The sequence below is a fragment of the Labrenzia sp. THAF187b genome (assembly GCF_009363375.1).
GTDB classification, from domain to species: domain Bacteria; phylum Pseudomonadota; class Alphaproteobacteria; order Rhizobiales; family Stappiaceae; genus Roseibium; species Roseibium algicola.
In genome coordinates this window covers 316,338-330,329 of record NZ_CP045345.1, presented here as the reverse complement: position 1 = coordinate 330,329, position 13,992 = coordinate 316,338, and the positions used below count along the sequence as shown (strand labels likewise).

The following is a 13,992-nucleotide window of genomic DNA, read 5'->3' as shown; positions in this document are numbered from 1 at the left end:
GGCTGGCTTTGGGTTTGCTGGCTCGTTTCGGATAGTATAAAGACTTCTGCATTGCAGAAGGTCAAGAGGTCGAAATTGCTGGAGACAAGACACGTAAGCGCGGCTTACGGACCCTTGAATGTGCTCAGTGATGTCTCCGTCCGGTTCAGCAAAGGCCGGCTTACGGCGATCGTCGGGCCGAACGGGTGCGGCAAGTCCAGCCTGTTGAAAGCCATCATGGGCTTCCTGCCGATCAGCACCGGCGACATTCTGCTGGAAGGCGCACCTCTCCGTGGCATCGGCCGAAAAGCTCTTGCCCGCCGGATTGCCTATCTGCCTCAGGATTGCTTCTGCCCGGATTACATGACACTTGGCGAGCTGATCGAGCTTGCCGGCTATTCGCGGTATTCGCTGACGGGTGGTCCGTCGGCGCAGGATCGTGATCTTTTCAAGCAGGTTCTGGAGACGGTCGGCCTGAGCGACCGGGCCGGCTTTCCCGTGAACAAACTGTCCGGTGGCCAGCGTCAGCGCGCCTGGATCGCTATGGTTCTGGCACAGGATACCGATGTCATCCTGATGGACGAGCCAGTCAATCATCTGGACATGAAATACCAGTTCGCCGTTCTCGAACTTGTCAGGGAGTTGATCGAAACCCACGGCAAGACGGTGATTGCCGTTCTGCACGACCTGAACCTGACCACCGCCTTCGCCGACGAGGTCGTGCTGATGCAGTCAGGCCGGTGCATTACGGCAGGACCGGTCGCAGACACCGTCACCAGTGACAACATCGAACAGGTCTTCGGTCTCAGGACCCAGATCTTTCCGCGCGATGGGCGCCTCGTCTGCTTCCCGGAGCGCATTGGGCACGCATCGGTAGCCTGATGGACCGGCGTAGTCTCCACCTTCTGCTCATCCTTGCAATGCTTGTCATCGTACTGGTGGTGCATTTGTTCTTCGGTTTCCACGCGGCCGATCTGCCGAACCTGATTGCCGCGCTCCAGCGTTTCGAAGCTCAAAGTTACGAAGAAGCGGTCCTTCTCTTCCAGCGTTTGCCGCGCACCCTGATTGCGATTTACGCCGGCGGCATTGCCGCGGCCAGCGGCTTCGTCCTGCAGAGCCTGGTGCGCAATCCCCTGGCCTCCCCTGCCACACTGGGCGTCAATTCAGGTGCGGCTCTCTTTCTCGTTGCCAGTGCACTGCTATTCGGTGCTGGTGCCGAGCTGCAGGGCATTGCGGCGCTTGCCGGAGCACTTGCCGGCTTTCTCTCCAGCCTTGCAGTTGCCCGGCTCGCAGGGCGCCGGAACGACCCGCGCGGATTGTCTCTTATTCTGTCCGGCGCCCTGGTTTCCATGCTGTTCACCGGCATGACCAACGCCTTGCTGTTGTCCGACCCGGCCCGACGTGCCGATTTCCTGAGTTGGGTAACCGGCAACATCAACCACGTCTATATCGACCGCCTTGCCATGTTCTGGTGGATCGGGGCCCTTTCCGTCGCAATCCTGCTGCTGTTTGCCCGGCCGCTGACCCTGATCCTGCTGGGCGCCGACAAGGCCGCCTCAACCGGTGTCAACGTTCCTCTTGTCTCACGTCTTGCCGTCGGAGCAGCCGTTCTCGGGTCCGGCTCCGCGGTTGCAGTGTGCGGTCCGATCGGCTTTGTCGGGCTGGTCGTGCCGCATATCGTGCGCCCCTTCATGGGCAACAATCTTGTTCACGCCCTGCCGGTCTCCCTGATCGTGGGAGCGATTGTCGGTCTGGCTGCGGACCTCATCGCACGGGAAGCCTTTTACCCCTACGTCGTGAACACCGGCCTGGTTACGGATCTGATCGGCGGCATCGTATTCATCGTGATCGTCAAACGCTTCTATCTCTCTCCCGGAAGCCGGGAGGCCTCATGATCAGAGGCGGTAGAGCAATCGACGGCAAACGGGTGCTGCGTCTGGCTGGCGGACTTCAGATGAGGACCGGCAATCTGCTTGCCGGAGCCTGTCTTGTGGCTGCTGCGCTTGCACTCGCAGCTCTTGCCACCGGCCTCGGGCTGACCGACACCGGGCTAACCGATCTTTTCCGAACGCTTGCCGGTGAACAATTGCCGGGTGCAGAGGACTATGCCCTCTGGACGGTCCGCCTGCCGCGGATCCTGCTCGGGTTCATGGTCGGCTGGGCGGTCGCACTTGCAGGAGCAATGCTTCAGTCGGTTGCCAGGAACCCGCTGGCTGACCCGGGACTTTTCGGCTTCAGCCAGGGGTCGATGACGATGATCATGTTGCTGTTGGTCTTCCTGCCTGCGGCACCCAAGAGCCTTGTGGTTCTTGCTGCGCTCGCCGGTGGGCTGACGGTTGTCGGTCTGCTTTTGTGGCTTGTCGGCAGCGAGCGATCCAGCGGCCTTTCCATCGTCCTGATGGGGATAGCAATCGAGACTGTCCTGTCTTCCTTCGGATCGCTTCTCATCCTGTATCTGCCGACCGAGACCTCCATCGCCCTTTCCGAGTGGCTGGCCGGCTCGCTGTTCCAGGCCAACTGGACAGTCATCGCCGCCTTTACACCGTTGTTCGTTCTCAGCCTCGCGGCAATCTTCGTTCTCGGCCCTGCCATGGCCACCTATGACCTGGGCAGCGAAATGGCGATGGCATTGGGCGAACCTGTTGGCCGTTCACGCCCGTTGATCCTGCTCACTGCCGTTGTGCTGAGCTCCGCTGCCGTAACGGCGGTTGGGCCCCTGGTCTTTCTCGGCGTGCTGGCACCTCACATCGCCGGCTTTCTTTCACCGGCCGTCGCCCGGGCACGGCTTTTCCTGTCAGCCTTGATGGGCGGGATCCTCGTCCTGATCGCCGATGCACTGACACGCGGGCTTGGCGGCTCCCTGCCAATGCCTCTCGGTCTCAGCCTGACCATGGTCGGCGTGCCGCTCTTCATCATCGCGCTGCGTCTGCAGGCGCTGCGCAAACTCCAGTCACACTGAAAGGATCTTCATGCGTTTTCTCGTCTCCTGCGCAATCGCAGCCCTACTGGCGACAAGTCCGGTCCTTGCAGCCGAGCGCACCGTCACCGACGACACAGGCCGGAAGGTCACGATACCGGAGCAGCCCGAACATATCGTTGTCATGCACGAGCCGTTGCTCGGCATTCCTCTGATGGATCTCGGCCTCGATCTTACCGGCAGCTTCGGCCGGGCGGACGACGGCAGTTTCGTTATCGCAGTCGACTTCATCGACACCGTTCTCGGCGAAGGCAAAACGAAACCGAAGGGTTTCGGCCCCGTCGGGCAGCTCGACCTTGAAAAACTGAGAGCGCTGGAACCTGATCTGATCGTCGCGAGCGAACTGGATGCCGGCAAAGCCGATCAACTGGCCACTGTCGCCCCGGTCTATCTGCAGAATGTCGGCAGCTCGAAGGTCTACGGTTTTGATGTCGAGGAAGACCTCGCAGCTCTCGTCGGCCGGGAAGATGTCTTTGCCGCCCGCAAGGCGGCCTATGAAAAGCGCGTGGAAGATCTGCGCGCCAAACTGCCCTTCGATCCTTCAGGCAGGACCTACCTTCCCGTCTTTCTGACCGACCAGCTCAATGTTGTGGGCGATTCCTCCGGGATGGTTCAGGCACTGGAAGATCTCGGATACAGCCGTCTGGAAGTCGGCGCGCCGAGTGGCGCCTCTCCGGCAGGCGGTTCCATGATGCTCATGCCTTTGAGTGCGGAGGAATTTGGCAAGCTCAATCCTGATGTTCTTGTCCTGCTCAACAGCTACATGGCCGGCGGCCGCGATGAGGCCGGCACCCGTGCTTCGCTGAGCAAGATTGTTCCCGGTTGGGATCAATTCATGAAACCGGCCAAGGAAAACCGGATCCTGTTCGTCGATCCCGCCAAAGTGATTACGCCGAGCGTTGCAAGCGCGGAACACATGCTGGATGCGATCGCAAGCTGGAACGAGACGACGCAGTAAAACCGGTGCTGCTCAGTCTATCGGTTTTCTGCGTCGGACACGCCCGGGCGGCACACCAAGTGCTTGTCCGGGGTGTCTTGCCTTCTCCCGTCCAGAAAACATATCCGGCCCACCGCGATGGATGCCGGGCTTAAAAAAACATGAGTATTTGATACAAGTTTAATTGCTCCCGCTGGCTGTGCCTGCTAACAAATGCAACTCATATCCGCTTACTCAGTGAGCCCCCGCGTCGTCGGCCCGAATGGCTGCGGACGAGCTCCCAAGGCAAGCAATCAGCACGACACATGAGTATCGGGAGACTGACATGACCGGAGGTTTAGACCGCCTGTTGACAGCAACCGAGTTCGAGCGTTTTGACGCGGAACTCAAATCCCTGGACGGGTCAACCCAGCCTGCCGTCCCGGCTGGCCGTTTGCCGGAAAAAGGCCGGGAGCCGCACACCGTCACGCAGCATCAGGAACGTATCTGGCTGGCGCAACAGCAAGATCCGGACAAGGTGCTGCGACATGCCCAGGCTTACCGGCTCGGTGGCGCACCCGATATCGCACGCCTCGCCCGCGCCGTGGGCACGATGGTTGAAGCCTTTCCCGAGCTGGCGATGCGCTATCGCTTCAGTGACGAGGGAGAACTCGTGAAGTCCCCCTCGCACGGGCCGGACGGAACACTTGAAATCATCAAAGCTGAAAACCAGCAGGAAGCTGTTTCACTTGTCCTGTCCGCCCAGGAAGCACATTGGAACAGCGAAGCCGAACCCCCTTTCAAGGTGCTGATGATCTTCGGCGGCCAAGAGGTGCTCCTGGGCCTGCTCATGCACCGCATTCTCGAGGAGGTCTGTTCACCGGAAGATGTCCTGAGAAGTCTTGCGGCAGCCTATGACGGCAAGGTCATTGCTGCACCGGCGCCGCATCAGGTGAAGCATTTCGAGCCTGATGTTCCCGGACTTGCGCCGGTCACCTGGTTACGACGGGGCGAAGGATTGGCCGATACGGCCGTTATCGATTTCAACGAAACACCTGGTCTTCTGCCAACGGGCGACCGGCTCGCGCGGAGGTTCGGAACCTTGCTCGAACCTGTCCTCAATCATGACCAGGTTTACTCTTCATCAGACCACGCCACATTGCTGGCACAGATTGGAGCTCGTTTCGCGCAGTTCCTCTGCAAGCTCGGCGGTCACGAACGGATCGAAGCCATTTTTCCGGCACGGCAGACAGGCAGCCTGACTGACCATTGCGGCAGTTTTGCCCGTTCGGACAGCTTTGCTGTTTCGGTTGAACGGGATACGTCTCCCGAAGATATTGAACGACAAGTTCTGTCTCATCTTAATGCAATTTCGAAATCGGAAAAACACGACAACAACGCACTGGCGACGGACCTTCCAAAGGTCTGGATTCAACGGCTAGCCGATCCGAAAACCATCGTCCCGACAGACACACTCGCCTTCGAACGGATACCCCTGCCGACATATGAAGCCCGCCCCGATTTCGAGCTGGCAGTGGGCTTTGACACAGAAGGCAGGGCAATTCTTGAACTGGTCACGGGACAGAGGATCAGGCGACATGCCGGCAGTTTGGTGCTGGATCTGTTTTCCGAATACCTCCGGAACCCTGAAGGTCTTTCAATCGCGACGGGCAAGCAGCTTCTCCAGGGCGAAAGTGCCTGTGTTTCTGACGCTCCTTTCCACACACGGCAAGGAACTTCTCTCGACGTGACGGCCATTCAGGCGGCCATCCTGCAGGAATTTCGGGATGCGCTCGCGGTTGCAGACCTCACACCAGACGACGACTTTTTCGATTTTGGCGGACATTCGCTGGTTGCCACCCGGATCATCGGCCGCCTGCTTCATGATCATGGAATAGAGGTTCGTTTCAATGATCTTTTCGGCAACCCCACAGCAGCTGGTCTTGCCCGGCACGCAACACTGGTGGATGGGGCCGGCGAAAGCGCCGGGAACCGCAATGTCGAGATCAGAAACGGCAAGGCCAGCGACGCTGCCACACCTCTAGCTCTTGCGCAGATGTCGCTCTGGAAGATCTATTCGGCTCTTGGATACCGCGAGATTTTCAACTTGCCGTTTGCCCTGGATTTTCTCGACCCCGTGGACGAAACCGTTTTCGAGGCCGCCTTCGGTGACTTGATGAAACGGCATGCCGCCCTCAGGACACTCTACTTCGAAACGGAAGAAGGTGACGTCTTGCAGAAGGTTGTCCCAGTTGACGAGCTGGCGACCTACAAATGGTTCTGGACCAGTACGGAAAGCGCCGGTGCGGACCGCAATGCCGAAGCCATTTATTGCTTCGACCTTGCAAAGGAATTGCCGGTCAGGTTGCGGTTTCTCACCGATCCGGAAACAGGTCGGCAAGTGCTTTCGTTCCTGTTCCACCACCTCGCGCTCGACGAATGGTCCGTCAACCTGATGATGGACGAACTGGTTGAAGCCTACCGCGCACGCAGCCTTGGCGTAGCGCCCGAATGGCCGGACGAACCAGCACCTTTTCACGAGTTTGCCCGCAAGCAGGTGCAGTCGGGCGTCAATGCCCGGCACCTTGCCTTCTGGACGGACATGCTCGGTGATGCACCCAGGGAACTGGCTCTCTTCACCAACGAACCCAAACTCCCCGATGAATCCGCCACCGACGATAGTTCGGTCGCAGGCGGCTGGGTTGAAATGCGGCTGGAGAGCGACGTTTCCGAGGGGCTTTATGCCATTGCCAAGGAAAACAGCGCTTCCCTTTTCAACGTCGTCTATGGCGCGATTTCCGCCGCGCTTCAGGCCCTTGGGGGATTGTCCGATCTGGTGATCGGCACCTCTGCCGCTGGCCGTACAGACCCCGACTATTTCGACACGATCGGCTACTTCACCACTGTCGTCGCCCACCGGGTTCGCTTCGGAGACGATCCGACTGTCGGCACCCTGATCGGCAACATCAAGGACATGATCAACGGATCGATGCCCTTTACCGACATTCCGATCGACCTTGTGGAAGACGCCCTTGGCATGACGCCCGGAATGGATCACCTGTTCGATGTGTTCATTCAGATCCATGCGCAAAACAAGTTGAACGGCAACCTGCCAACGCCGAATGGCGGTACCATCGCGTTTCGCCAGGTCGACCCGGACAAGCATGAATCCCATCTCGGACTGCAATTTGAAGTGATGGAAGAGGTCATCGACGGCAACCGCGCCATCCGCGTGCTGATGAGCTACCAGGCCAGGCGCTATTCGCCTGCGCAGGTAGAGGCAATCCGCGCTTCAGTCATGTCAATGTTCACGCAATTCTCGCGTGGTGATGCCTCCAACATGAATATTTCCCAACTGGCCAGGACTTGACCTTCTCACATCATCGCAAAAACACCTTCGGGCTGACGGCCCGAAGGTCTCCGGCCTCAGGCGCAGCTCCTGCAACCGCTGACCGCATCCGGCTGGACTGACTTCCGTTTCACACTGGCGCGAGACGCTGAATTTCAGAAATGAATTTGATAATCGGCGGTATTTCCGTCGATTTTTCTGAATAGTTTTCCGTAAATGCAAAAATATGATTGTAGATGCGGAAGAAAACCTGCAGACCAACTTGACCGGCAACGTCGGTTTAATCGCTGCTCGATATCCACGGACGTCATTCCTGGAGAAACGATCAAACTCCGGAATACTGCGTGGAAGGCCGCATGAATGACCGTAACCTCTAATATTAGCGCGCCCGAGCTCAGCCACGGCTCTGAAAATCCGTCGCTGAAAAATTCGACTGCTGATCGCCAGAGCCGGTCCTGGATCGCAGCTCTTGCCAAATTCCGGAACATCAGTGCGCGCCGCAGCAGTTTCGAGATTGCAATCACGGTCCTCCCCTTCATTGCACTGTGGGGAATTACCGCGACACTCGTCTTACACGGCTACTGGTTCGGATTGATCCTGACGGTCCCGGCGGCTGGGTTTCTGGTCCGGCTTTTCATCCTGCAGCACGATTGCGGCCATGGGAACTTGTACGCCCGGCGCAGCATGAACGACTGGATCGGCCGGGTCATCGGGGTACTTACCTTTACCCCTTACGATTACTGGCGCCGAACTCACGCCATCCACCATGCCTCTGCCGGGAACCTCGACCGTCGCGGCGTCGGTGACGTCGATACACTGACCGTGCGCGAATACAGAGCCCTGTCCCGCTGGGGCCGCCTGCGCTACTGGCTCTATCGGCATCCGGTCGTCATGTTCGGCCTGGGACCGGCATGGCTGTTCGTCGCCCAATACCGGCTTCCCTATGGCCTGATGCGCGCCGGAATGCAGCCCTGGGTGTCGACAATTGCCACAAATCTCGGGATCGCGGCACCGTTTGCGCTCTTGATCTGGCTGGTCGGCGCAAGCACGTTTTTCCTTGTGCAGGTCCCGATTACTCTGATGGCAGCCAGCGCCGGTGTTTGGCTCTTCTATATCCAGCACCAGTTCGAAGAGACCCATTGGTCTGAAGAAAGTGACTGGGATTTCCAACATGCCGCGCTTGAAGGCAGTTCACACTACGACCTGCCGCCCCTGTTGCGCTGGTTCTCCGGAAATATCGGCATCCACCACGTGCACCACCTGTCTCCCAAAATTCCCTTCTACCGGCTATCTGAAGTCCTCAAGGAACATCCGGAACTGCGCAATGTCAGCCGGCTTACTTTGCGTCAGAGCCTTGGCTGCGTGAAGCTGGTCCTGTGGGACGAAAACGCAAGGCGCCTTGTCTCCTTCCGCGATGAGCGGCTAGCAAGACTGGCCGCCCCGGCCTGACCGGGTTCGAAGCGGCAAAGCCCGTCAGGAGCGTCCTGAAAAAGGACCAATGAAACAACGAGGCGTGACGGGCACCACGATCGCGCTCTCAAAGCGACGGGACAACCGCAGCATGAGGCAAGTTGTATCTAAATGAAATTACGATAACTACAGATACAATTTTCAATAATCTTCACACCAGCACCTCGACAACGCCCATAGACTTGTTTCAGCCAATTTACGTTCAGCAGATTGGACCATGCCCAGTCGTTGGCCGAGTTTTCGAATTTCAGCCTAACCGTTACCACCGGCGGATCGATGTATCTGAAGATATGCGGCGGCTGCTTCAGTCCTGTTCGACACGCCCATTTTCGAAATGATGTGGTGAATGTGAAGTTTGATCGTGTGCTCCGACAGCGAGAGATTTGCAGCAATATGCTTGTTTTGCTGCCCTCGTGCGATCAACTCCAGCACTTCCCGCTCTCGGGGCGTCAGCGAACTTACGATGTGCGCCCCGGACACGCCGCTGGCAGCAGTCGCCTTGCGCGCCTTTTCCAGCAGCACGCTCCTGTCGTTCTCGAGAAGTTCGACAAGATCCGGTGGCATGTAGGAACCACCATGCAACATGATCTGGATCGCATAGAGCCAAAGATCCAGACGGAGGTTCATGGGTATGACGTTATTGATGATACCGGTTTTCAGACATTTTCGAATGTGCAGCTTGGATGTGTACTCACCGTTAAAGGTTAGACACAGGATGGCATTGGGATACGTGTCCTGAAACACTTGCAACAAATCGGCATTCATCGCGCCGAAGGCTTCATCAACCAGGATCAGGGAAGGCAAAACACCTTCCTGTTCGGCCTTTTCAACCAGAACATCCCAGTCAGTTGAAACCTGCACAACGAGACCCGGCAGCTCCCGAACCAATGAATTTTCCAATGGTTTAGGCAATTTGTCCCTGGGACCTATAAAAAATAAATAACGCAAATGCTCGGACATAGAACGTCTCCCGAAGGACCATGACCAGCTCTATTGATTACGTAAAGGAATTTCGGGTCATGACTCGGCTGAAAAGCATCAATGGGTTTTAAGTTCCAGCCAACACTTTATGGTAAATAGTCTACACCGGGGAAAAAATCAGTGACATAAATCATTATATCTAATCGCCCAGATATCAACTCAGAAATTTCTTTTTTTATTTTGAATGTAAAAGCATCCACCAAAAGCAACGCCCGATGCCAATGAAAATAATTCAAGCAAGTACAGTCGAACTGCACCTCATTTTTATTGCTTTTTCATGCGGGTTTTGATTATGACCAAACGCTTCTCCAGACAAATATTTAACCGGAGAATTCGACTGATAATATATCTTCAAACCGCCTCTTAAACGCTAAAGTCTTATCTACTTCCGCGTGGCACTTAAAATGCGTGAGAGGCATAACCGGCAAACAAACAAATCGGTAAAGACTACCCGGCTTTTGCCTGTCGCTCCGCTGGCGACATCCCGGGTGGTAGAGGCGATCTCGTCTTTAGCGGCCTGCACTTGAAAACAGGCCCATCACCGCCCAAGCAATCGATCACTTCTTGTCTTCAGAGAGCGTGGCCGCGACGATCGCATTTGCATGTCCGTGCCCAAGCCCGTGCTCGGTTTTCAGAAAGTCGACAATATCCATGTGCTTCTTTCCGTTCTGGGCGCGCACGAGAGCTTGCCAGTCGCCGATTGGCTTGCCGTATTTCTTTTCGATAGACGGAAAGTACGACGCAGGCCCCTTCACCTTGGAGACCTGATCTTTTTCAGCCACCGCAATCTCCTCTCGTGATGCAGGCGAACGCCGAGACGTAGCATCTGACGTCGCCGGGTTGATTTATCTTGCGCGAAAGATAAACTGAATTGTCTCGCACGCAAGATAAAATTGAGAATGAGCAAAAGCGATACTGATCACGTTGAACGCCGACGCCGGCAATGGGAGCTGGAGTTGCCAGAGGTTGATACGCGCGGCATGGCGATCCTTGGCCGCGCGCGGGTGATTACCCATTTGGCCCGGCCGGGCATCGAGGCCATTTTCTCAAGACACGGCCTCGATACCAGGGAATTCGATGTTCTGTCGACGCTGCTGCGCTCCGGATCACCTTACCAGCTTCGCCCCACGGAACTGTTCAATTCCCTGATGCTCACCTCAGGAGGGCTAACCGGCATTCTGGCACGCCTGGAAAGGGCGAAATTGATCGAAAGGCCAAAAGACCTTGCAGACGGCCGGAGCTCACCCGTCCGACTTTCCAAGAAGGGGATCGACCTCATCCGGTCCGCTTTCAAGGAAGACATGGCTCATGAAGCCCGATTGATCGACTGCCTCACAGATGAGGAGCAGCGCACGCTTTCGGCATTGTTGGGGAAGTTGACGAAGGCTCTGGAAGGATCGGAAGGCGGTCGCAAGAGCTGAAAGGCCGAACAGCCTTACTGCTCTTGCCAAAAAACTATCCGTAATGTCGCAATTCGAATGTCAGAACCGTCCTTGTAACTATGGAACCGTTTTTCATGTTGTACATGCTGCTTTGCTATAATGATGAAGAGGTCACCTCCGCGTGGAGTGACGAGGAAGACGCCGCTGTCATGAAACGGCTGCAGGTCGTCCACGAGAAGTGGGCTGATCAGTATGAGCTGGCTGCCCGCCTCATGCCCACCAAAACGGCCTCTACCCTCCACAAGAAGGAAAATCTCGTTACCGATGGCCCCTATGCGGAGACCAAGGAACAGCTGCTCGGCTTTTATCTGGTCGAGGTTGAGGATCAGCAGCAGGCCCTGGACTTTGCCAGAGACCTTACCGAAGCCAACCCCGGTGGAGCCTATGAACTGAGGCCGGTCAAGAGCTTCCACCCGGGCACCACGACTGACACCGACAATGCAACCGCCTGATCTCACATGGATTGACAGCAAATTGACTGCCTCGCGGCCACGGGTGATGGCCGCTTTGCTCCGGTATTTTCGTGATCTGGATCTGGCCGAAGAAGCTTTTCAGGAAGCCTGCCTGCGTGCCTTGAAAAACTGGCCGGAGAACGGACCGCCGCGAAACGTGGAAGGATGGCTGATCACCGTCGGCCGCAATCTGACGCTGGACGTGTTGAAACGAGAGGCAAGGACCTCCGGCCTGCCCTCCGAAGACGTTCTGTCGAACGTGGAGGATGCCGAACCGGACCTGGTTGAACGGCTCGATACGGCGGACTACCGTGATGACATCCTGCGCCTTCTGTTTATCTGCTGTCATCCGGATCTGCCGGCTACCCAGCAGATCGCGCTTGCATTGCGCATCGTTTCCGGCATTCCGGTTGGTGACATCGCCCGGGCATTTCTGGTCGGCGAACACGCGATGCGGCAGCGGATCACCCGTGCAAAGGCGACGATAGCCGACGCTGGCGTGCCGTTCGAGACACCGGATCAGGCAGAGCGGGAAAACCGCCTGGCGGCTGTATCCGCGATGATTTATCTCGTCTTTAGCGAAGGCTACAGCGACCCTGATCCGGCTGGCGAGCGCTCGGGTCTGTGCCACGAGGGTATTCGCCTGGCCAGGCTGCTGCTGCGGATGTTTCCCTCCGACCCGGAACTCATGGGACTGCTTGCGCTCATGCTGTTGCAGCATTCCCGTCAAGACACGCGAGTTGACGCAAACGGCCTGTTGGTCCTGCTGGAAGATCAGGACAGATCACGATGGAACCGGCCCATGATAGCCGAAGCCCTCGTCCTCATAGACAAGGCGATGCTCCGCCGCGGACCGGGGCCCTATCAGATACAGGCGGCAATCGCTGCTCTGCATGCGCGTGCCGCGACACCGGAAGACACCGACTGGAAAGAGATCGAACAGCTATACGCCGCGCTCGAGCGTCGCTCGCCATCTCCCGTTGTCACACTCAACCGTGCCGTCGCGGTGTCGAAAACGGAAGGGGCCGAGGCTGCGTTGCAGATGATCGAACCGCTCGCAGTCAAACTTAACGGATATTTCTATTATCATGGCGCGCGTGGGGCGCTGCTCAAGCAATTGGGGCGGACAAGCGAGGCACGCTGCGCATTTGATCAGGCCATTGCCCTTGCCGGGACTGTTGCGGAAGCCGCTCATATTCGCCAACAGCTCGACCAGATGACAGGCCTTGAAAAAAACTGAACTCATTTGTCGCACGTGCCATTCTTCAATCGTCCTTGAGCTATCAACAACAGCGCAATGGACGAAATCAGATGTCAGAACAACAGCATGCACTCGAACTGATCCTTGATCTGGATGCCCCGCGAGAAAAACTCTGGCGTTGCTGGACGGAGCCGAAACTGCTTGAAAAGTGGTTCTGTCCCAAGCCCTGGTATGTCTCCGATGCCCGTATCGATCTGCGGCCTGGCGGCGAGTTTTCCTGTCGCATGCATGGCCCAAACGGCGAGGAATTCCCAAATACCGGTGTCTTTCTGGAAGTCGTTCCAAACGAACGTCTGGTCACCACCGACGCATTCCATCCCGGCTGGAAACCAACCGGCCGCCCCTTCATGGTGGCTGAGGTAACCTTTGAAGATCTGGGTGGTGGCCGGACCCGTTACCACGCTCAGGCTCTGCATTGGACGAAGGAAGCCAGGGAAGAACACGAACGGATGGGGTTTCACGAAGGCTGGGGCAAGGCTGCCGAGCAGCTTGAAGAACTTGCCAAGTCTATCTGATGGAGCGCGAAATGAGTAACGGAACCACCTTGCTATGGGCAGGCCGCATTCTGACGGGCCTGTTCGCCTTGTTCATGCTGGGCGCTTCCATTGCGCCGAAGCTGCTCCATCTGCCTGTTGCCGAAGACACGCTGGCCGAGCTTGGTTGGCCTGCGGGGTACGCATTTCCGATTGGCTTGATCGAACTGGCCTGCCTTGTTCTTTACCTCATTCCGCGCACCAGCGTATTAGGAGCAATCTTGATGATGGGGCTGCTTGGCGGTGCCATGGCAACCCAGATCCGGGCCGGGTCACCCCTGTTCAGCCATGTGCTGTTCAGTCTTTATCTGGGCCTGTTCATGTGGGGTGGCCTGTGGTTACGCGCTCCGGACCTGCGCAGGCTGTTCCCGTTGCGAGGATGGACTTGAACTGACACTGCCGATCAATCGAGAAAGACCTGTCCAAAGGTAACTCTTGCAGCTCACTGGCCTTGTCCACTTCCCAGTGACCCTTCGTGAAAGGATACTCGTCTTCCTGGACAGTAAGGGCACTTCGCGTTGGACAGGTCTTTCTCGAGGCCATCAGTATCTCAATTTTCAATGCGCATTTATGATGCGCATTGAAAATGCGTAAGCGTGCCGCTATTATCCGGGTACCGGGTATGAATGGTT

Annotated in this window: 13 protein-coding genes; 11 read left to right on the top strand and 2 right to left on the bottom strand. The window is 57.2% G+C overall.

Features of this window, described 5'->3' with window-relative positions; all coding sequences use genetic code 11:
- Positions 1-75 precede the first annotated feature (75 nt).
- The 6 genes from FIV03_RS29390 (at position 76) to FIV03_RS29365 (ending at position 8,670) form a co-directional block, all read left to right on the top strand.
- Positions 76-861: an ABC transporter ATP-binding protein gene (locus tag FIV03_RS29390; protein ID WP_286202322.1), complete on the top strand. Its 786-nt coding sequence runs from the start codon at positions 76-78 to the stop codon at positions 859-861.
- 38 nt (positions 862-899) lie between these two features.
- On the top strand, positions 900-1,874 hold the full coding sequence (locus tag FIV03_RS29385) for an iron ABC transporter permease (protein WP_152512488.1): 975 nt from the start codon (positions 900-902) through the stop codon (positions 1,872-1,874).
- Positions 1,874-2,938 (top strand): iron ABC transporter permease, encoded by a 1,065-nt coding sequence (locus FIV03_RS29380; RefSeq protein ID WP_152512487.1) that lies wholly within the window; start codon positions 1,874-1,876, stop codon positions 2,936-2,938. The genes FIV03_RS29385 and FIV03_RS29380 overlap by 1 nt, the downstream gene beginning before the upstream one ends.
- Positions 2,939-2,948: 10 nt before the next feature.
- A complete protein-coding gene (locus FIV03_RS29375; RefSeq protein WP_152512319.1) occupies positions 2,949-3,914 on the top strand; it encodes an ABC transporter substrate-binding protein in 966 nt (321 codons plus the stop codon).
- A gap of 304 nt (positions 3,915-4,218) precedes the next feature.
- The gene (locus tag FIV03_RS29370) at positions 4,219-7,242 is read left to right on the top strand and encodes a condensation domain-containing protein (protein WP_173014013.1); all 3,024 of its coding nucleotides are present in this window, start codon (positions 4,219-4,221) and stop codon (positions 7,240-7,242) included.
- A gap of 339 nt (positions 7,243-7,581) precedes the next feature.
- Positions 7,582-8,670 (top strand): fatty acid desaturase, encoded by a 1,089-nt coding sequence (locus FIV03_RS29365; protein ID WP_152512317.1) that lies wholly within the window; start codon positions 7,582-7,584, stop codon positions 8,668-8,670.
- A gap of 273 nt (positions 8,671-8,943) precedes the next feature.
- On the opposite strand, the gene FIV03_RS29360 is transcribed toward FIV03_RS29365, so the two are convergent.
- Positions 8,944-9,651: a response regulator transcription factor gene (locus FIV03_RS29360; protein WP_152512316.1), complete on the bottom strand. Its 708-nt coding sequence runs from the start codon at positions 9,649-9,651 to the stop codon at positions 8,944-8,946.
- A 578-nt stretch (positions 9,652-10,229) separates the two neighbouring features.
- Positions 10,230-10,454: a DUF4287 domain-containing protein gene (locus FIV03_RS29355; protein ID WP_152512315.1), complete on the bottom strand. Its 225-nt coding sequence runs from the start codon at positions 10,452-10,454 to the stop codon at positions 10,230-10,232.
- 117 nt (positions 10,455-10,571) lie between these two features.
- Here FIV03_RS29355 and FIV03_RS29350 point away from each other — a divergent pair, with 117 nt between their 5' ends.
- From FIV03_RS29350 to FIV03_RS29330, 5 genes are all read left to right on the top strand, one after another.
- A complete protein-coding gene (locus FIV03_RS29350; RefSeq protein WP_152512314.1) occupies positions 10,572-11,093 on the top strand; it encodes a MarR family transcriptional regulator in 522 nt (173 codons plus the stop codon).
- 95 nt (positions 11,094-11,188) lie between these two features.
- Complete coding sequence (locus FIV03_RS29345; RefSeq protein ID WP_077294637.1) at positions 11,189-11,566, top strand: YciI family protein; 378 nt, start codon at positions 11,189-11,191, stop codon at positions 11,564-11,566.
- A complete protein-coding gene (locus FIV03_RS29340) occupies positions 11,553-12,806 on the top strand; it encodes an RNA polymerase sigma factor (RefSeq protein ID WP_152512313.1) in 1,254 nt (417 codons plus the stop codon). Before FIV03_RS29345 ends, FIV03_RS29340 begins: the two co-directional genes overlap by 14 nt.
- Positions 12,807-12,877: 71 nt before the next feature.
- Complete coding sequence (locus FIV03_RS29335; protein ID WP_152507872.1) at positions 12,878-13,342, top strand: SRPBCC family protein; 465 nt, start codon at positions 12,878-12,880, stop codon at positions 13,340-13,342.
- Positions 13,343-13,353: 11 nt separating this feature from the next.
- Positions 13,354-13,749 (top strand): DoxX family protein, encoded by a 396-nt coding sequence (locus FIV03_RS29330; protein ID WP_152512312.1) that lies wholly within the window; start codon positions 13,354-13,356, stop codon positions 13,747-13,749.
- Positions 13,750-13,992: the final 243 nt, after the last annotated feature.